General features: G+C 65.0%; 14 protein-coding genes and 2 pseudogenes. 8 read left to right on the top strand and 8 right to left on the bottom strand.

The genetic code is table 11. The features are described from left to right. The 3 genes from DAERI_RS19725 to DAERI_RS19715 all read left to right on the top strand — a co-directional run. A partial coding sequence (locus DAERI_RS19725) for a response regulator (RefSeq protein ID WP_114149466.1) occupies positions 1-3,590 on the top strand: 3,590 nt, incomplete at its 5' end. A 1-nt stretch (position 3,591) separates the two neighbouring features. Continuing rightward, on the top strand, positions 3,592-4,425 hold the full coding sequence (locus tag DAERI_RS19720) for a CheR family methyltransferase (RefSeq protein ID WP_103131153.1): 834 nt from the start codon (positions 3,592-3,594) through the stop codon (positions 4,423-4,425). After that, entirely contained in the window at positions 4,422-6,080 is a 1,659-nt protein-coding gene (locus DAERI_RS19715) for an ATP-binding protein (RefSeq protein WP_103131152.1), read from the top strand. The genes DAERI_RS19720 and DAERI_RS19715 overlap by 4 nt, the downstream gene beginning before the upstream one ends. Before the next feature lie 26 nt (positions 6,081-6,106). On the opposite strand, the pseudogene DAERI_RS23400 reads toward DAERI_RS19715, so the two are convergent. The 4 genes and pseudogenes from DAERI_RS23400 to DAERI_RS22160 form a co-directional block, all read right to left on the bottom strand. Beyond that, a pseudogene (locus tag DAERI_RS23400) lies at positions 6,107-6,304 on the bottom strand (IS3 family transposase); the annotation flags it as partial. Positions 6,305-6,596: 292 nt separating this feature from the next. Then, positions 6,597-7,253 carry a DsbA family protein gene (locus tag DAERI_RS23355; RefSeq protein ID WP_103131151.1) on the bottom strand — a complete coding sequence of 219 codons (657 nt, stop codon included), beginning with the start codon at positions 7,251-7,253 and terminating at the stop codon, positions 6,597-6,599. 105 nt (positions 7,254-7,358) lie between these two features. Continuing rightward, positions 7,359-7,883 carry a hypothetical protein gene (locus tag DAERI_RS22165; RefSeq protein WP_133162087.1) on the bottom strand — a complete coding sequence of 175 codons (525 nt, stop codon included), beginning with the start codon at positions 7,881-7,883 and terminating at the stop codon, positions 7,359-7,361. Then, the gene (locus DAERI_RS22160; protein ID WP_133162086.1) at positions 7,853-8,785 is read right to left on the bottom strand and encodes a hypothetical protein; all 933 of its coding nucleotides are present in this window, start codon (positions 8,783-8,785) and stop codon (positions 7,853-7,855) included. Before DAERI_RS22160 ends, DAERI_RS22165 begins: the two co-directional genes overlap by 31 nt. 564 nt (positions 8,786-9,349) lie before the next feature. On the opposite strand from DAERI_RS22160, the gene DAERI_RS19705 reads away from it, so the two are divergent. The 3 genes from DAERI_RS19705 to DAERI_RS19695 all read left to right on the top strand — a co-directional run bounded on the left by DAERI_RS19705 (position 9,350) and on the right by DAERI_RS19695 (position 13,303). Further along, a complete protein-coding gene (locus DAERI_RS19705) occupies positions 9,350-11,095 on the top strand; it encodes a BTAD domain-containing putative transcriptional regulator (RefSeq protein ID WP_133162085.1) in 1,746 nt (581 codons plus the stop codon). A gap of 164 nt (positions 11,096-11,259) precedes the next feature. After that, positions 11,260-11,946 carry a phosphatase PAP2 family protein gene (locus tag DAERI_RS19700; protein ID WP_103131149.1) on the top strand — a complete coding sequence of 229 codons (687 nt, stop codon included), beginning with the start codon at positions 11,260-11,262 and terminating at the stop codon, positions 11,944-11,946. Positions 11,947-12,088: 142 nt separating this feature from the next. Beyond that, positions 12,089-13,303, top strand: a complete 1,215-nt coding sequence (locus DAERI_RS19695; RefSeq protein WP_103131159.1) for an erythromycin esterase family protein — start codon at positions 12,089-12,091, stop codon at positions 13,301-13,303. 50 nt (positions 13,304-13,353) lie between these two features. On the opposite strand, the gene DAERI_RS19690 is transcribed toward DAERI_RS19695, so the two are convergent. Then, the gene (locus DAERI_RS19690; RefSeq protein WP_103131148.1) at positions 13,354-14,517 is read right to left on the bottom strand and encodes a M28 family metallopeptidase; all 1,164 of its coding nucleotides are present in this window, start codon (positions 14,515-14,517) and stop codon (positions 13,354-13,356) included. A 91-nt stretch (positions 14,518-14,608) separates the two neighbouring features. Here DAERI_RS19690 and DAERI_RS19685 point away from each other — a divergent pair, with 91 nt between their 5' ends. Further along, complete coding sequence (locus DAERI_RS19685; RefSeq protein ID WP_103131147.1) at positions 14,609-15,100, top strand: peroxiredoxin; 492 nt, start codon at positions 14,609-14,611, stop codon at positions 15,098-15,100. Positions 15,101-15,529: 429 nt separating this feature from the next. Here DAERI_RS19685 and DAERI_RS19680 read toward each other — a convergent pair. Both DAERI_RS19680 and DAERI_RS22155 read right to left on the bottom strand, forming a co-directional pair. Then, positions 15,530-15,772 (bottom strand): annotated as a pseudogene (locus DAERI_RS19680) (IS4 family transposase); the annotation flags it as partial. Positions 15,773-16,240: 468 nt separating this feature from the next. Further along, positions 16,241-17,884, bottom strand: a complete 1,644-nt coding sequence (locus DAERI_RS22155) for a hypothetical protein (protein ID WP_133162084.1) — start codon at positions 17,882-17,884, stop codon at positions 16,241-16,243. A gap of 442 nt (positions 17,885-18,326) precedes the next feature. Here DAERI_RS22155 and DAERI_RS19675 point away from each other — a divergent pair, with 442 nt between their 5' ends. Beyond that, positions 18,327-18,860 (top strand): GNAT family N-acetyltransferase, encoded by a 534-nt coding sequence (locus tag DAERI_RS19675; protein WP_235610477.1) that lies wholly within the window; start codon positions 18,327-18,329, stop codon positions 18,858-18,860. 56 nt (positions 18,861-18,916) lie between these two features. Here DAERI_RS19675 and DAERI_RS19670 read toward each other — a convergent pair whose 3' ends face one another. Beyond that, positions 18,917-19,789, bottom strand: coding sequence for a DNA repair protein (locus DAERI_RS19670; RefSeq protein WP_103131145.1), 873 nt, complete (start codon positions 19,787-19,789; stop codon positions 18,917-18,919). Positions 19,790-19,793 lie beyond the last annotated feature (4 nt).

The following is a 19,793-nucleotide window of genomic DNA, read 5'->3' as shown; positions in this document are numbered from 1 at the left end:
CCGACGTACGCGGCGTCGGCGGCACCTGGAAGGACCTCACCGACAACGTCAACTCGATGGCGTCGAACCTCACCAACCAGGTGCGGAACATCGCCTTCGTCACGACGGCGGTGGCGAATGGCGACCTGAGCAAGAAGATCACGGTGGACGTGCGGGGTGAGCTGCTGGAGCTGAAAAACACGATCAACACGATGGTGGACCAGCTCAATTCCTTCGCGTCCGAGGTCACCCGGGTGGCCCGCGAGGTGGGGACCGAGGGCAAGCTGGGCGGCCAGGCCTCCGTGCCGGGCGTGGGCGGCACCTGGAAGGACCTCACCGACAACGTGAACTTCATGGCGGGCAACCTCACCAACCAGGTGAGGGGGATCGCGCGGGTCGTGACGGCGGTGGCGAACGGCGACCTGAAAAAGACCCTGACCTTGGAGGCCAAGGGCGAGATCGCCGAACTCGCGGAGACGATCAACGGCATGATCGACACGCTGGCGACCTTCGCCCAGCAGGTGACGGGGGTGGCGCGCGAGGTGGGGGTCGAGGGACGGCTGGGCGGCCAGGCGTCCGTGCCGGGCGCGAGCGGCACCTGGAAGGACCTCACCGACAACGTGAACCAGCTCGCGGCGAACCTGACCACACAGGTGCGGGCGATTGCGGACGTGGCGACCGCCGTGACCGCCGGGGACCTCACGCGCTCGATCAACCTGGACGCGCGCGGGGAGCTGGACGCGCTGAAGGACAACATCAACGCGATGATCCACAACCTGCGGGGCACCACCGAGAAGAACAACGAGCAGGACTGGCTGAAGACCAACCTCGCGCGCTTCACCCGGATGCTCCAGGGCCAGCGCGACCTGCTGACGGTCAGCCGCCTGATCCTCTCGGAACTCGCGCCGCTGGTGAAGGCCAACCACGGCGTCTTCTACACGATGGACGAGGAGGCCAGCGCGCCCACCCTCCAGCTTCAGGCGAGCTACGCCTACCGCGAGCGCAAGGGGCTCTCCAACCGCTTCCGGCTGGGCGAGGGCCTGGTGGGGCAGTGTGCGCTGGAGCAGGAACCCATCGTGCTGACCCACGTGCCGCACGACTACGTGCAGATCAACTCCGGGCTGGGTGCCGCCACGCCGAGCAACATCGTGGTGCTGCCCGTGGTGTTCGAGAAGGAGACGAAGGCGGTCATCGAGCTGGCGTCCTTCGAGACCTTCAGCGCGACGCACCTCGCGTTCCTGGAACAGCTCACCGAGTCCATCGGGATCGTGCTGAACACCATCCAGGCCACCATGCGGACGGAGACGCTGCTCTCGCAGTCGCAGGACATGGCCCAGGAACTCCAGAGCCAGCAGGAAGAGCTGCGCCAGACGAACGAGGAGCTGGAGGAAAAGGCCCGCCTGCTGGCCGAGCAAAACCGCGAGGTCGAGCGCAAGAACCGCGAGGTCGAGAACGCCCGGCAGGCGCTGGAGGAAAAGGCCGCCCAGCTCGCCCTGACCTCCAAGTACAAGAGCGAGTTCCTGGCGAACATGAGCCACGAGCTGCGGACGCCGCTGAACAGCCTGCTGCTGCTCGCCGGGCAGCTCCGCGACAACCCCGAGCAGAACCTCACCGCGCAGCAGGTCGCCTACGCGAAGACGATCTACGCCTCCGGCAACGACCTGCTCAACCTCATCAACGACATCCTCGACCTGTCGAAGATCGAGTCGGGCACCGTCACGGCGGACGTGGTGGACGTGCCGCTGCGGGCGGTGCGCGACGCGGTGGAGGCGACCTTCGCCCCGGTCGCCGCCGACAAGGGCGTGACGCTGGGCCTGGACTTCGACCCGGCGCTGCCCCCCAGCCTGGTGACCGACGAGAAGCGGCTGCTGCAAATTCTCAAGAACCTCCTCTCCAACGCCTTCAAGTTCACCGAGCGCGGCGAGGTGCGGCTGACCGTCGCGCCCGCCCTGGTGGGCTGGAGCCCCGACCACGCGGGGCTGAACCGCGCGCCCGGCGTGATCGCCTTCAGCGTGGCCGACACCGGCATCGGCATCGCGCCCGACAAGCAGCGGGTGATCTTCGAGGCGTTCCAGCAGGCGGACGGCTCCACCAGCCGCAAGTACGGCGGCACCGGGCTGGGGCTGGCGATCAGCCGCGAACTCGCCCGCATCCTGGGCGGCGAGATCCGGCTGGAGAGCACGCCGGGGGTGGGCAGCGTGTTCACCCTGTACCTGCCCGCCGGGGGTTCAGGGGGCCGGGAGACGGCGCCACGCACGGCGCGCGGCCTGCCGACCTCTGCCACACTGGGCTCCTCCCTGAGCGCCAGCCGCCCCGCCGCCGTTCCGCCGAGCGTTCCCGAGGTGGTGACCCGCGAGCCGGACGCCCTGCCCGGCGAGAGTGCGGCGCCCCCCACTTCCTCCGGCATCGTGGACGACCGCGCGGTCATCCAGCCCGGGGACCGCACGGTGCTCATCGTGGAGGACGACCCCACCTACGCGGGCATCCTGCTCGACCTCGCCCACGAGCGCGGCTTCCTGGGCCTGATCGCCACGCGCGGGGAACAGGCGCTGACGCTCGCGCAGACGTACCGGCCCTCCGCGATCACCCTCGACCTCAGCCTGCCCGACATCAACGGCTGGGCGGTGCTCGACCGCCTGAAGCACGACCCGGTCACCCGCCACATCCCGGTCCACATCATCTCCGGCGAGGAGTCGTCGCTGATGGGCCGCAAGCTGGGCGCGCTCGACCACGTGACCAAATCGGGCGACAAGGCGGCGCTGACCCAGGCCTTCGCCAACCTGGAGGCGTTTATCGCGCGGCGGGTCAAGAACCTGCTCGTCGTGGAGGATGACCCGCCGCAGCGCGAGAGCATCGTGGAACTCATCGGCGACGAGGACGTGAAGACCACCGCCGTGAGCAGCGGCGCCGAGGCGCTCGCGGCCCTGGAGGAGACGGCCTTCGACTGCATCGTGCTCGACCTCAAGCTGCCCGACATGAGCGGCTTCGACCTGATCGCCACCTTGCAGAAAAACCCCAAGTTCCGCGCGGTCCCGGTCATCGTGTACACGGCGGCGGACCTCACCCGGGGGCAGGAGACGCAGCTTCGCCGGGCGGCCAAGTCGATCATCCTCAAGGACGTGCGCTCGCCCGAACGGCTGCTCGACGAGGTGACGCTCTTCCTGCACCGGGTGGAGGCGGACCTGCCGGAGGCCAAGCGCCAGATCCTGGAGGGCGCGCGCCAGCAGGACCCCCTGCTGCGTGGCAAGCGGGTCCTCGTGGTGGACGACGATATCCGCAACATCTTCGCCCTGACGGCGGTGCTGGAGCGCCACCACATGCAGGTCTTCACCGCCGAGAATGGCCGCGACGCGATCAGCCTGCTGGAGAGCACGCCCGACATCGACCTCGTGCTGATGGACGTGATGATGCCCGAACTCGACGGGTACGAGACGACGCGGCTGATCCGCCAGAACCGCAAGTTCAAGGGGCTGCCGATTATCTCGCTGACTGCCAAGGCGATGCCCGGCGACCGCGAGAAGTCCATCGAGTCGGGCGCGAGCGACTACATCAGCAAGCCGGTGGACACGGGCAAGCTGCTCTCCCTGCTGCGCGTGTGGCTCTCCCGCTGAGATGGAGGCGACCCGAGGGGAGTCCCTGGAGGACATCGAGATCGCGCTGCTGCTCGAGGGCGTGTACCGGCACTACGGGCACGACTTCCGGGGGTACGCGGCGGCCACGGTCCGGCGCCGCGTCCTGCACTGCCTGCACACCGAGGGCCTGCCCACCGTGAGCGCCCTGCAAGGCCGAGTGCTGCACGACCCGCGGGCGATGACCCGGCTGCTGGAGGCGCTCTCGATCAACGTGACCGGGATGTTCCGGGACCCCGGCTTCTACCGGGCGCTGCGCGAGCAGGTGCTGCCCCTGCTGCGGACCCACCCCTTCATCCGGGTCTGGCACGCGGGCTGCGCGACCGGCGAGGAGGTGTACTCCCTGGCGATCCTGCTGTCGGAGGCGGGGCTGCTGGGCCGGTCCAGGCTCTACGCGACCGACATGAGCGCCGCCGCCCTGGTCGTCGCCCGCAACGGCATCTACCCGCAGGAGAAGCTGGCCGCCTATGCCCGGAATTACGCGCTGTCGGGCGGCACGGGCGACTTCGGGGCCTACTTCACCCAGCAGTACGGTCACGGCCGGGTGGACGCCTCGCTGCGGCAGAACATCATCTGGGGGCAGCACAACCTCGTGACCGACGGGTCTTTCAACGAGTTTCACCTCATCCTGTGCCGCAACGTGCTGATCTACTTCAACCGTCCTCTTCAGGAGCAGGTGCAGGGGCTGCTCGTCGGGAGCCTGGCGCCCTTCGGGGTGCTGGGGCTGGGCCGCCACGAGTCGCTGGAGTTCAGCCCGCACGCCTGGCGCTTTGCAACGCTCAACCTGAGTGAGAAACTGTACCGGAGAACCGCATGACCTCGCCCCTAGAGCCGCCGCCCCCCGCCAACATCCTGATCGTGGACGACCAGGACGCCAAGCGCCTCGCCCTGGCCTCCGCGCTGGAGCCACTGGGGCAGAACGTCGTCCTCGCCTCCTCGGGCCGCGAGGCGCTGCGGTTGCTGCTGCAAGCCGAGTACGCGGTGATCCTGCTCGACGTGCGGATGCCCGGCATGGACGGCTTCGAGACCGCCTCGCTGATCCGCAGCCGCCCCCAGACGGAAAGCACGCCCATCATCTTCGTGACCGCCCACGACCGGGCGGAGGCGGACATGCTGGGCGGCTACTCGCTGGGCGCGGTGGACTTCATCTTCTCGCCGGTGCGGGCGGAGGTGCTGCGGGCCAAGGTGGGTGTCTTCGTGGACCTGCACCGCAAGACGCTGACCGTCCAGGCGCACGAGCGGCGGCTGCGCGAGCTGGAGGCGCGCGAGGCCCGCGAGGCGCACGAGCGGCTGCGCCGCGAGCGCGAGGACGAGCGGCGCCAGACCCAGCAGGAGATGCGCAAGCTGTCGAGCGCCCTGGAGCAGACCGCCGACCCCGTCTTCATCGCCGCCCGCGACGGCACCATCGAGTACGTCAACCCGGCGTTCGAGGCTGTAACCGGTTACTCCCGGGAGGAGGCCCTGGGCCAGCGCCTGGACCTGCTGACCTCCGGCCCGGACGGGGACGCCGGGTTTCAGGAGATGTGGGAGACCCTGCTGCGCGGCGAGACCTACCGCGGCGAGGTCGTCCACCGCCGCCGGGACGGCACCCTCTACCACGAGGAGAAGACCGTCACCCCGGTCAAGGACGAGCGCGGCGTGGTCACCCACTTCGTGTCCACCGGCAAGGACGTGACCGAGCGCAAGCGCATCGAGGCCGAGTTGCTGGCCCTCAACACCTCGCTGGAGGCGCGGGTGCGGGAGCGCACCGCCCAGCTCGAGGAGGTCAACGCCGAGCTGGAGGCCTTCGCGTACTCCATCTCGCACGACCTGAGAACGCCGCTGCGCCACATCGCCAGCTTCGCCGACCTGCTGCGCCGCGACACGGAAGGGCTGCTGCCCGAGAAGGCGGCCAAGCGGCTGGGCATCATCCAGGACTCGGCGGGGCGGATGGACCTGCTGATCAACGACCTGCTCGACTTCGCGCGCACCGGGCGCCAGGACCTCAACTTCCGACCGGTGCCGCTGGCGGACCTCGTGCAGGACGTGATCCGTCACCTCGGGGCGGAGGACGAGCACCGCCGGGTCCGCTGGCAGGTCCATGACCTCCCGGTGGTCCACGGCGACCTCCCGGCGCTGCGCCAGGTCATGATGAACTTGCTCTCCAACGCCCTGAAATACTCGCGGGGCCGCGAGGAACCCACCATCGAGGTCTGGGGCACGCCCGGCCCCCCCGAGGCGGTGATTCACGTGCGGGACAACGGGGTGGGCTTCAACATGGAGTACAGCCACCGGCTCTTCGGGGTGTTTCAGCGTCTGCACACCGCGGGGGCCTTCGAGGGCTCGGGCGTGGGCCTCGCCAACGTCAAGCGCATCGTGCTGCGCCACGGCGGGCGCGTCTGGGCCGAGAGCCATGAGGACCGCGGCGCCACCTTCAGCTTCGCGCTGCCGCACCAGGCGGCCCTCCTGGTGCCCGCCGGTTCGGAGGGGTAGGGGGCGGGCGGGGCGGGTATGGGCGCCCCCTTCCTGCCCATGCTGGCCAGGGCTCCTTCGGCCTCCATAGCGGTCCAGTAGATGTGGCTCGTGTACTGGGCGTATTCAAGCGGTCGTCACCGGTCAAAGGCCATGTTCAATGCGACCGGTGGCAGATTGGTGGTGAGCTGCTCACCCATCGACCAGCCCACTACCAGTCGGGAGTGCAGGTCGAGCACAGCGGCCCTGCCGCTCAAACTCACGAGCCCAGTGGTGTAGGGCCGAGTCGCTGATCCTGTGCGACCTGTCGGGCCTTATCTCCTGTCCACGAGCATGGGGCGAGCTCAACGCGGCGGCGCCAGTAACGAGGTGCGTCTTGCCCGGTTGCAGCTTGCCTTCGACTGGGCTGAGTGTATACCTTGAAATAAGGTGTTCATCTAGAACCTGTTTTCCAGTTCGTTTTCCAATCATTCCGCGCATCTATCTCTCCGGGCCACAGGTTTCCGACGGTATTTGCGAAAATTGTACAAATAAGAGTTATCCACGACTTAATTGGAGAGCTGCGTCAATCAATTGGGAAACGGTATCATATCCAAACCTCGGTGCTCGAATACCATTGATGTAGATGTCTGGCGTTCCTTGTACCCCAGTGCTCTCGGCCAACTTTCGGTCACTTTCTACTGCATCCGCAAATCTTGACTGTGCCAAGCAATTTTGGAACTCCTTTATACCTATACCACTCAAGTTTGTGGCGATTCTTGTCATTTCTTCCGGAGTTGCCCAGATTTTAGCTTCATCCCCTTGGTGTTGGTACACGTTATCGACGAACTTCCAAAACAAATTCTGATCTTGGTGGGCAACACACTCTCCTGCCTGTGCCGCTATATTAGAATCTGGACCTAAAAATGCAAGGTTAACGAAGCTGTACTGTACCTTTCCGGTATTTATGTACTGATCCTTTAACCTAGGAAACACATCGCTTTCAAAGCGTGCACAGAAGGGACACTTGAAGTCGGCAAAGACAACGACCTGAACTGGGGCGTTCTCACGACCCAGAGTTGGCTGTCCGTGAGTGTTGATTGGCCGAAAGACTTGACGGACCTGTGGCCGAGACCACAAAGTCCCAGTAGCGAACGCTCCGGCCAGCAACACCAAGCCCACCGCTAACTTAAAAAAGCGTAGATTGTGAGACATATACTCCTCTTGGCACGCGAAAAGTAGGGCGGCGGAATCTCAATTAGTATTCCGGCCGCCCACACACGCTGACTCACCCAGTATAAGCCGCAGGCAGCGTTTATCTTACGGCTGTCCCGACTTAAAAAGCCCCGCACTCACGTTTACCCGCAGAAGTTGATTAAAAGATGGAACTCGCACCAACTCGCGGAATAACACCAGGGTTTGACCGCGCCAACCAACATTGGCTCCCGCTTGTACTCTAGACTTGTCAACCTGACTTAAAAGTCCTCTGTTGATGTCTGCGCCAGCAAAAACAGTGCTCAGGAATTCTGCGGCCCTTCCATAGTCGGCGCTCCAATCATCAACTGTCCAGGTAGAGTAAGTTGCTCCTACCACACCGCCACTCGAATCCCGGTAGATTGACAATTCGACCTTGCTATCACGGCTTAGACGGTAGACCTCGTACTTTCGCCCAAAGCGTTGCCAAGAGGCGACGGGCAAGCAACCGTACTTCTGACAAAACGCATTCGCCTGAAAGATTTTGGACCCGGAGGAAGCCTCAAGCCCGCCCGCAGAGGCGATGTTTACAAGCGCCAGCACTGCCAGAAGGGACAATTTCAACGGACCGCTACCTTGTGATAATTGCATATGTTGGCAGTATCCGTCGAGGTGCTAGTGGAGCAATAGGGGATGCCGTTCACTTTAGGAACGAAGAAGGTGTGTGAGCCCACTTTTAGGGGCGTGACGTAGTTCTGATCGCGCACGAAGATGGAAACGTCCGTCGATGTCTTGCTGTACGAGGCAAACAGGGCGACGTGACCAGTCCCAGCATAGTCGGCCAGGCTGTACCGTAAGTCCCCATTGTAGGGCTCCATGGTGGCTATCGCGTCACCACCGGCCAGAGCAACATTCAGGCTGGGCCAGTTGCCACTGGTGAGGACGCGACCACCACTGAACCACGATTGCGTCGTCCTGTCGTAGGGCGTCTGGTTCCCGAACGCCTTGGCCAGCCCCGTGCACTGCCCGCAATCGTTGGCAGAACCGCTACAAAGATTACCGTACAGGTCCACGGAATTATTTACGTACCGGCTCCAGTTCGTATTCAATTCAGCGTAGCTATGCCCAGGGGCCGCCTGTGCGACCAAGTTCCCTGGCGTTTCCACAGTCGGCTGGAAAGAGCCTTTCTGCCACACAACTTCCGGGTACTCTGTGTAGGTTCGCCCATCCCGGGTGCGTACCGTAAGGACAGTTTCACCCGCCTTGAGAGGGGTGAACTTTCCGGGAGCATCCATCCGGAGCACTTCTGGGTTCTTCACTTCCCACACCAGATCAGTGGAGGCCAGCGCCACTTCACGGTTGTTGGCGTCGTAGGCCTTGACCTCCACGTTATGTGCCTGGCCGACAACCGGCGAGCCCTGCAAAACATCCAGGCGAGCGACAGCGGACTCAGGGGAAGAGGCGGTGGGTGTCTGAGCACGGTCTTGTTGACCGCATGCCACGAGGGCCAGCGCCAAGGTGAGGACAGACGGTGCCAGGGTCTTGATCTGCATGGTGATCTCCTGAGTTGAGGGGGCTTCTGACTTCATCCGCCGTCTGTGAACGACAGAAACGGACCAGGGCTCAAGTTCCACAGAGTGTGGTGCAGGGCAACAAGGGGAGCGGAGATGTTGCGGGGCCTGCGCCAGGACCGTGCCCGGTACTGGGGTCGGCACCCGCATGCCCTGCCGCAAGCAGGGCGAAGCACAACAAGGCTAAGAACGTCTTTTTCGCAGTCTTCATCAGTTGTCCTCGTGGACAAGAGGCTATGGACTGCCCGGTTTGGTCTCGTTTAGGAAACGGTTTGGGGCGTGCGCGACGAGAAAAACCTGCTCTTCCCGTTGGGTTCATGTTGAGGGAAGAAATGGGCACACCTACACCAAGCGCCGCCCGTTCCCACCTATGCTTCACCTATGGCGCACGGTCTCCAGCACGCCGTCCTAACGGGTGACTATCGAAGGGGAGTTCAGCTCTTCGCAGCCCTGAAGCGGCCGCGCGCCCAGGATTACCGCTGGGCCGGGGTCTGCCACCTGTATCTCGGTAACGTTCTGGATGCCCGACGGCTTCTCCTGACGGCTGTGGCGCAGGGCGATCAGACGGCGCACATCGATCTCGCGGGTTGCCTGCGCTTCGAGGGGGAGTTCGAGGCGGCACGCCAGCACCTTGCCGGTCTTAACATCGCCCAGTTGTCGTCCCGGGACGCTGCCCTTGCCCTGCGCGAAGCGGCCATCCTCGAACAGCAGTGTGGCGAGGTGTCGCGGGCGGCCACGTTACTCGATGAGGCGTGGAGCCATGCGGTCGGCGCTCCCCCCCTCACCCAGGCGGCGGTGGCCCATTCCATCGGGCTGGTGGCCGCCCACCAGGGCAACGACGTGAAGGCTGAGGCCTACCTCCGGTTCGCCGAGGACCAGGCCGACCCTGCCCGCCGCGTCTACGTTCAACTGGCGCGGGCGGCTAGTGCGACCTACCTCGGGAAGTTCGAGAACGCTCAGCAACACCTGACCAGAGCACAACAACACATCGCCGACTGCCCGCTGGCCGCCCCGCTCCTTCCCTATGGCTGGGGAACGTGGTACCGAGCGACAGGCTGCGGAGAGCAGGCGCGCGAGGCATTTGGGGAAGCCATTCGCCTGGCCCGCGAACAGCAGCAGCCCGAGACTGAGTTCTACGCCCAATTGGGGCTGGTGGCCCTTGCCACGGCCGCCGGAGACCGGACATTAGAACGGGTCAGCCTGAGGAGGGCCAGGGCTCTGGTGAAGACGCCACGGGCGCAGGCCTACCTGGACTGGCGCGAGGGAACGGCGATGGTTTGCGAGGGCGACGCCCGGGGCCTCGAACGGTTGGAGGCCGCGAGAGAGGCGTTTCAGGCTGCGGGGTGTACCCGGGAGGTGGTGTGGGTCCTGCTGCATCTGGCCGAGGCTTACGACCGTCTCGGTCCTCTAGAAGCCGCGCGGGAGGCACTGCGGGGAGCGGCTGACGCTCACGTCATGCTGGGAGGTCAACAGCACCTCGCACCCGAGTTGCACGGCTTGAAACAGACGCGCCAGCGCCTCGACGCCCTCGGAGAACACGAGTACGAGCGGGTGCTGTGCGCGCCTTCGCAGCAGACGCCCCCAGTGGCCCACGTAGACCTGGTGACCCTGGATAGCCCGGCGATTCTCGTCAATGGGCAGCGGGCACGGCTCCAGATGCGGAAGTCGGTCGAGGTCCTTGCTTATCTGCTCCGTCATGGGGCGAGTCCACTGGTGACCTTGCAGACTGAGGTTTTCGATGGTGTTCCCCCAGCGCGGGCGAAGAATTACATCCACCAGGTCCGCCTGGAACTCAAGCGTCTGGTGCCCGGGCTCTCCGTGCCCTACGACCCGGGCGCCCAGGTCTACCGGGTGCATTGCGAGGGGGTACACCTGACGTGGGACCTCCAGGAGGTGCGGGACGCCTTGCTGAGCACCAGCCCAGATGTCATGCTGACAACTAAGTTCAATGTCAAGGATTTCCTGCGGGGCTCGGAGAGCGAATGGGTGGAAGCGGAGCGTGAGCGCATGAGTCGCTGGATCGTCCGGGTGGGCCTGGAGACGATGGACACCTGGTACAACGAGGGGGACTACGCCAAGTGCCTCAAGCTCGCCGAGCGGCTCATTGAGGTCGATCCCCTCGACGAGGGCCTACACGACTTCCTGATCCGCGCCACTGCCCAGGTCTGTGGCATCAGCGCGGCGCGAACGACCTGCTGGGAGAGCCAGGCCTTCTTCGCCCGGGAGGTGGGACACGTTCCGCCCCTGCTGGAGCGGTTGGCCCAGCAACTCCAGCAGCAACCGTTGAATTGAGGGCCAAGGCTGCCCCTCGGGGTGAGATAAGATCGAAAGGTCTGCTCCACCGCGGCCCGCTTGAACCCCTGCTCTTTTGAGCAGATCGTGCCGCTCTTCCATATGGGCCGTCCCAAGACCGGCCTCCTTTTCCGGGGGCGGGCAGGGCGTAGCTTGACGCCAGCATGACATCCGCCTCCCCCATCCGGCACCTCGCGGACTTTCTCCGGCGGCACGGGCACGCCCTGGCTATCCTGTTCTTCGGGCTGCTGCTGCCGCTGCTGGGCTTTGTCAAGATCGCCCAGGAGGTGTTCGAGAAAGAGCCCTTCGGGTTCGAGAAGCCGCTGATGCTCGCCATCCACGCCCACAGCTCGGCGCTCCTCAATCACGTCGCCGTGGCCTTTTCGCTGCTCGGCAGCGCGAAGGGGATGGCCCCCGTGGGGCTGCTCCTCGTCGCGGCGCCGTACCGGGTTCGGCGGCGCTGGGCCTATTTCGTGGCGCTGAGCCTGGGGGGCGTGGCGATCATCAACGTGCTGCTCAAAAACCTCTTCGACCGCCCGCGGCCCGCCTTCTGGACCCCCGTTCTGCCCGAGCCGGACTTCTCCTTTCCCAGCGGGCACGCCATGTTCGCCTCCGCCCTGGCGACCGCCATCGCCGCGCTGCTGTGGCCCACGCGCTGGCGGTGGCCCGCCCTGATCCTGGGCACCCTGTACGTCCTCGCCATGATGTGGTCCCGCGTCTATATCGGCGTCCATTACCCCACCGACGTGACCGGCGGCGCGCTCTTCTCCGTGGCGTGGGTCTTCGGCCTCGCCCAGATCCTGCACGTCCACCGGGCCCCGGGCAAAACGCGGCGGCGCGACGGGGCTTGAGGCGGCCGTCCCCCCAGGCACCGGAGTTCCCCCACATCTCCTGTGAAGGTGAGATAAAGGCTCTCCCGTAAGCCTCCTCACATCTTCCACAGGAATGCTGGGGGAGCCAGAGCGGGCGCGCCCTGTGGCGAAGGAGTACGACATGCAACACCGGAACCCACCCGGGGTCGGCTGGGACATGGCCGATCCGCAGACCGCCCTCTCGTCTTTTCTGGGCACCCTGCCCGCCCGGCCTCGCCTGCTGGGCCTCGGGGAACCGACGCACGGCCTGGAGGTCTTTCCAGCCTGGCGCAACCGCATCTTCCAAACGCTGGTCCAGGACCACGGCTTTCGCTCGGTGGCCCTGGAAAGTGACATCATCGCTGGCCTGCAGGTGAATGCCTATGTCACGTCAGGTCAGGGAACGCTGGAGGAGGTGATGCAGACGGGCTTCAGCCACGGGTTTGGAGCCTATGCGGGCAATCGGGCACTGGTCGAATGGATGCGGGCCTTCAACGCGGGCCGAGGCCCCGGGGACCACCTGCACTTCTACGGCTTCGACGCGCCCCTGGAATGGTGGGCCCCCAGTCCCCGTGCCAGCCTGCTCGCCCTGCACGAATTCCTGAGTCGGCACCTGGACGATGTCCCGGCGAACACCACCACCATCGAAAACCTCTGCGGTGATGAGGCCCGCTGGACCAATCCGGCTGCCGTCATGGACGCGGCCCAGTCCATCGGCAACGGGGGAGACGCGCGGCACCTCCGCCTGCTGGCCGACGACCTCTCCACACGGCTGCGAACCGGGGCGCCGGGGCTGGCCGCACAGCCGGCATTCTGGGAGGCAGAGTTGCACGCCCGCACGGCTATGGGCCTGCTCCAGTACCACGCGCTGCTGGCCGACCCCAGGCCGACCCGGATGGCGCGGGCGGCGGCCCTGCGTGACCTGCTGATGGCCGACAACCTGGGCGCCATTGCCCGGCGCGAGGGGGAGCGCGGGCCGACGCTGGTGTTTGCCCACAACAGCCACCTGCAACGCAACACGGCCACGATGCAGTTGGGCGGCATGAGGATCGAGTGGTGGGGCGCCGGGGCGCACGCCAGCCTCCGGTTCGGCCCGCACTACGCCTTCATCGCCAGCCACCTGGACACCGCGCCGGAGAGAGGCATCGGGGACCCGGCCCCGGACACCCTGGAGGGCGCGCTGATGAACCCGGCCCACCCGGCCGCCCTGTTCAGCGCCGGAGAACTGACCGCCGCTCTCCCGCGAGAGCTGACCTCCAGGGCAGATATTCCTCCCCAGGCCGGATATTTCCCCCTGCAAGGGCCGGACCTGCCCCTCACGGACGGCGTGCTCTTCGTGAAGGACGCGGCGAGCTGAGCGGGTGAAGCGGGCGGCAGCGGGGAACATCCCGAGCCGCCCGTTCCTCCCTACCGGCTCGCGGCGGGGGCGGCCAGCAGCGTGTCCACCGTCCGCAGCGCCGCGTCCACCGTGTCCCGGATCAGGGCGGGGTCCGCCACCCGGTCGCCCGGCTGGTGGTAGTTCGGGTCCAGGCCGCGGTGGAAGAACAGGACGGGCACGCCCGCCGCCGCGAAGGAGGCGTGGTCGCTGTCGCTGCTGGGCGGGAACGTCTCCAGCCCCCGCGTGGACTGCCGGGCCAGGCTCACCAGCTCCGGGTCCCCGCTCACCGCCAGGGGCCTCACGTTCACGCCCACCATGTCGAAGTTGAACATGGCCCTCAGGCCCCGCACGAGCGCCGGGTTCTCCTTCACGAAGGCGGCCGAGCCGCGCAGGCCGTCCTCCTCCCCGTCGAACAGCACGAAGAGGCTGCGCGCGGCCAGGGGTGTATTCGCCGCCCGGCGGGCGATTTCCAGCACCGCGAGCGAGCCGGAGAGGTTGTCGTTCGCCCCGGGCGCGCCCGGCACCGAGTCCAGGTGGCCGCCGAACAGCAGGGTGGGCGCGCCCACCCCCGCCCGCGACGCGACCACGTTCACCCCGCGCACCTCGCCCTCGCGCACCCGCACGCGCAGGGTGACCGCCTGCCCCCCCCGCAGGGCCGCCCCGACCTCCGGCGTGACGCCCAATACAGGCAGCCCCACCCGGTCCCCCAGGGTGCCGCGCAACGCGCCCGCCACGTTGTTCACCACGATCAGCCCGGCCGCCCCCGCCGCCAGCGCGTTGCGCGCCTTCTGGACAAAGGGAATCTGGCCGCGCGCCACGACCGCGACCCGGCCCCGCACGTCTACCCCCCGGAAGTCCTCGGGGGTGCCGACGCCGGGCACGCGGACGGCGGGGGCGGTCACCTCGCCCCCCACCGTGCCCTGGAGGGCGAGCCCGGCCAGCGCCTGGTCTCCCACCCGCACACCTGAACCCAGGTCGTCGAAGCGGGGGTAGGAGAAGCTTTCCCGGCGGGTCTGGTAGCCCAGCGCGCGAAGCTGCCCCTCCAGGTAGGTGCGGGCCTGCTCGTTCGCGGGGCTGCCCGCCACCCGCGGGCCGAACTTCAGGACGGCGCCGAGGTCGTTCTCGACGCTGGCGAGGGCAGTGGACATGAGCACCAGCGCGCCCAGGACGGCACGCAGCGGGAGTTGCGGCATAGGGACAGGAGAGCATGGGCGCGGATGAGTTGCCACCGTGAAGTTTTCCCCCACGCCCGGCTGTCCGAGGGGGGCATACTGGACCTCTTCTATGACGATCCCGAGCACCCGAACGCTCCAGGTGGGGGACCTCGCCCCCGACTTCACGGTGACCGACGACGCGGGGCAGCCCCTCACGTTCTCGGGGTGGCGGGGCCGCTGGGTCGTCCTGTTCTTCTTTCCCCGGGCGGCGGCCACCCACTGCCAGATGCAGGCGCGGCGCTTCCAGGCCCTCTTCCCCGAGTTCCGGGCGGCGGGGGCGCAGCTCGTGGGCGTCAGCAGCGACACCCGCCAGAGCCAGGTGGAGTTCCGCGGCCTGTGCCAGCTCGACTTCCCCCTCATCCCCGACCGCACCCACGCCCTCAGCAGCCTGTACGGCGTGCTCGACGAGCCCGAGCCCGGCGACGAGGTCCGCCCCGCCCGACGCGAAACCTTCCTGATCTCGCCGGACGGGAGGATCGCCGCCCACTGGCGCGACGTGGTGCCCCACACCCACGCCGCCGAGGTGCTGGAGCGGCTGCGGGCGATCCGGGGGGCGGAGTAATATCGAGCGTCCCTCAGGGCCACCACATTTACCATGAAGCCCAGCGACCCGAACTGGTCCTCGGGTCCTTTGTCGCGGCCATTAGGCTATTTCGCGCATGGATTCCGTGGGTGGCCCGTCTTCTCCTGGAGCTAGGGCCGTTCATCTCTACCCGCTGCCGAATCTCGGAGTCATCACGCCCAGGCTGGAACTTGAGGTCACACGAGAGTCGGAACCGAAACCCGTGCTAAGGGCAAGACGACCAGAGAATCCCGCTAGAAGCGCCTCGATCGCTGGATTCTGTTTCTCATCTCTTGGGCGACCCGCAGGCCAAGCTCTCCACGCGCCGCACTGCCGGGCTCTTATCACGGGAAATGAGTTGCGGCAGGAGCGGCAGGATGCCTTGAAATGTGAGCCAGCTTTCTAGCGCAGGTTTCGCTTCCGCCTCTCGTCGGCCCCCAAGAACACCCTCCGGCCTTGAAGTAAGGGAAGTAGACGTTCGACCAGGGCGATACGGGTCGCCATGTTGCTGTTGCCGCCACGCGGCAACAAGGTCCACAAGAGCGGGAAGCTGAAGGTTTGCCACCGTACACTCAGCAACAGGATGTTCAGGTCGTGCTTACCGCCTTTCCAGTTGGTCCGGTCGAGGACGAGCAGCGCCTGCTGCTCGTCCCGGAGATGCGCGACAACGAAGAGGACAGGCCGTCCTCTTTTGAATAGTTCAAGTGACGCAACCCATGTCACACAGGTCACGTCACTTAAACCACTTGGTCCCTAAATAACGAACCTCAAATCGTATTCAGATGCATTTTACGGTACGATTCACAAATTCGCTTGCATTGCCCTCAACAACGTACTGCCCGCTCCTTTCACTAATATTAATGATTGTGGGCACGACTGTAGGAATCTGACCCCTAAAGCCCGTCGTCTTACCCTGTTGATCAAGTTCAATACAAATTTGTGTGCCCACTGCATCGTTGTAAACGTAACTGATGCCTTGACCAGCAGCGAGAACCGCCTGCTTGACGGGCATCGTGTTCAGATAGAATGAAACTCGCGCCTCACTACTCAAGTCGCTTACGGTCGCCGTAAGTTGGCCTACGTTTCGCTGACCACATGCCGTGAGGAACACCAGCAATGTTACCCCTATCCACCCTCGATTCATGGGGCCTCCTCAATCCAATATACACCTGCGATGGGAACCCACCAGGCACTGAGATTCAAGCTGGTGCGCCCGCTTACGGGACCATACTGCAAATCAGCCCAAAGGTCTCCAAACGGATCCCAGTTAAAAGACTTCAATACGCCGGAGTGCTGGATGCCCAAGCTGAACTCGAGCCCCACAACAGGCTGCTCTCGGCTGAACTGCTGTTTGAGGATATCTAGGGTCCGCCCCCAGGCTATAGGACCCCAACCATAGTGTGATTTTGCCGCAAGTTTGTATTTGTTGGTTAGACCTTGATTACGTCGATCGAGGTATGTTTGTAGTCCCGACGCATAATTCCAGGGGTTTGTTGCACGTTGCTTATTGGGTAGTTTGAAAAACCAAATGCTGTTATACGCCTGCATGTCGGATACGAGAGCCTTCGCGGCGCGCTCGTATCCCGAGTCGCGGTAACCGTAATAGACTCCATTGACTGGACGAGCGTAGCGATAGTCTACATCGTAGTCGTTGTCAATCACGTCTTTCCCACCGCGCACCTTCCACCACCACAACATAGACGCGCCGGAGGCAGGACCACACCCCCAGTACGAGCTACTATCGTACAGGAGCTGGTAGTCCTCCTTCGCGTACTTCGCCTCAGGCATTGCGCCGCGCCAACCAGTACGGCATGTTGTCCAGCCCCACCAGAGGAAGCGATAGTTTCGACATGTCTGGTATGAATCTATACTCTGGATTCCAATAGTAGAAGACCCGCCAACACTAGTTTGATTAATTGGGTCTATAACACACGTTCCAGGCTCTGTTCCGCCGTTGCACCCAGAGGGCGAAAGTTTGAACTCATTATTCATTGCCTGCCACTTATCAGTAGCGTACGAAGCAATATTGGAATCGTTCGCCATCCGATCAAGCATTTCGGCGTACTTTTGCCGAGCCTGTGTGACATCATTTGCACTTACCCAATCACGTTTAAGAAGGTCGAAGAAGCGGCCATCTCGCATCTCTGCCCAATATTGCCGCTCGGCAGGCATCACAAAGCGAGAGATGTTGTCAGGACTGAAACCCTTAGACTGAGATCCACTGCTATAGATACCGTAAAGAATGGGGAAACCGTAAAGAGTGTCGCCGATAGGTGTGCGTCGAGTATTGGCACCCGTAACATAGGTGCTATCTTGCCAGGTTGACTGATCTGGGCTCGGGGAGGCATCAGGATCATAACGTGCCGCCAGTGTTGAGGGATCATTGTCCGCTGTGTTCGTGGACTGCGAAACATGGTTAGCGTATGCAAAGCTTACGCCGTTCAGGTCATAAAAAGTAATTGTGTAACCGTCTTGTAAACTACTTCCCGTTGAACCCGAGGCTTGTGGCCGAAGGGATTGCGGGGCCTGGCTCGTATTGCGTGGTGCCCACGGTTTGAGTGGGTCTACAGCTTGGGCTGAGCCGAACACCTTTTGAATATCAGCTTGTACATCATTGCCTAGGGCTTGTATTTTGCCGACCCCTTGAGGTATGACCGGGGGTTGATCTATCAGGCTGGTGGGTCCCATCCCTAGCACGGCAACAGTGTTTGAAGCTGGTGCCTGCTTTCCACAAGAGAACAGAAGGAGGCCGAGTGCGATTAGAGGAAATGGCTTCGCGAGCATATATCTCCCTTCGTAAGACAACATGTCAATAGCACTAGGCGATTAGTGCGAAAGAATGAGACATGAGCCTTCTCAAGAACAGTAGCAATCCCAACCTCTCTACCTTGCCGCAAATTCGACCAACCTCCATGGGTTAAGTTTCCATTAAGCCAATCCCAGGTAAAGCTCATGGCTTTTCGTCTCAACGTCATGCATCCCCTGGAAAGCGGGTCTGGGTCAGGGCCAGTTGGTTTGGGCTTAGGCGACCCGCAGGCCAAGCTCTCCACACGCCGCACTGCCGGGCTCTTATAACGGGAAATGAGTTGCGGCAGGAGCGGCAGGATGCCTTGAAATGTGAGCCAGCTTTCTAGCGCAGGTTTCGCTTCCGCCTCTCGTCGGCCCCCAACTTCATGGGGCCACGGATGACCTGCTGGCCCGGCTCCTCCCCATCGTCCGCGCTGGAGTGGCCGGGCGGCAGCCTGACCCCTTCGACGACCCCATGTCCCTGTACGAGGACAATCCGCTGCGGGAACGGAAGTGGCTTCAGGCCATCTGGCGCGGGCGCGGCACCGTCCGCCCGGAGTCCTGGCGCCTGTACTTCGTGGTCCTGCTGGGCGGGGAGGCCGTGGGGATGCAGGATCTGATCGGCGTGAACTTCGACCGCTTCAGGACGGTGACCACGTTCTCCTGGCTGGCCCCGGGCGCCCGGCGACAGGGCCTGGGACGGGAGATGCGCGCGGCCATCCTGCACCTCGCCTTCGGGGGATTCGGGGCGGCGGAAGCGACGAGTGAGGCGTTCTTCGACAACGAGGCGTCGAACCGCGTGTCCGGGGCTCTGGGCTACCGGCCGGATGGCCGGGACTGGGCGACACGGCGCGGCGAGCCCGCCGTGCTGAACCGCTGGCGACTGGGGCGGGAGGACTGGGAAGTGCGGCGCCGGAGCGACATCGAGCTGATCGGCGTGGAGGAGTGCAAACCCGTGCTGTCCATCCAGTAACAGCGGCGGCCCCGCGCCCCTCCAACAATGGAGAGGAACGTGGGGCCGCCTGTCCCTCAGCGCAGGCCGTGGCTCAGCACGTCCGCCAATCGGCGCGTGGCGGCCCGCTGCATCTCGTCGAGCCCCTCGGTGCCCTCACGCAGCATGGCCTTCCAGCGGTCCAGGCTGCGGGCGTCCCGGCCGCTCTCCCGCACGACGGCGGAACTGACCGTGAAGTGCGCCGAGGGCAGTTGCGAGAGGGCGTCCCCCGCCCCGCTGCGCCGCGCCCCCAGCAGCGCGCCCAGCAGGCCGACGCTGTTGCTGCGCTCCATCAGCTCGCGCTGGAAGTTGCGGTCCCGGATGGAGGTGATCACGTCCCACGCGGCGTCCGAGAGGGCGGTCGCCGCCGAGGCCGGGCGGTGAACCTCGACCGCCAGCGTGTCCCCCTGGCGCCAGGTGCGGGTCCACACCCCGCCCCGCTCGGCGGCCCAGTGCGTCTCGAAGTCGCGCGCGTCCTCGACGAGCACCCGGAGCTGCCCGGTGCCACCCTTGAGGGTGACCCGGTGCCCCTCGGGGAGGACGCCCCACTCGCTCAGCCCCTCGGCGTTCGGGGCCTGCATGCTCGTGTACCGCGCGGCGAGGGCGGCGGCCCCCTCCGAGACCCGGCTGACCTCCGCGCCGTCCACCCGCAGCGACACGTCGGGGGTTCCGTTCTCTGCCCGGACTACCGCCGCCTCGTGCCGCAGGTGGAGCAGCCCCAGCCCCCAGCGGTCCTGCGCCAGCCGCAGCGCCCGGGTGAGTTCCCGGTTCAGCGTCTCCTCGTCCGCCCCGCTCTCCGCCAGGGACGCGATCTGGCTGTCCACGTCCGCCGTCGCCATCAGCGCGTCGAAGCCCCGGAAGGCGTCCTCCTGGGGGATGGCGGCTTTGTCCTTTTGTTTCGCTCTCGTCATGGCT

This window comes from Deinococcus aerius (assembly GCF_002897375.1).
GTDB lineage: Bacteria > Deinococcota > Deinococci > Deinococcales > Deinococcaceae > Deinococcus > Deinococcus aerius.
This window is presented reverse-complemented; position numbering and strand designations above follow the sequence as displayed.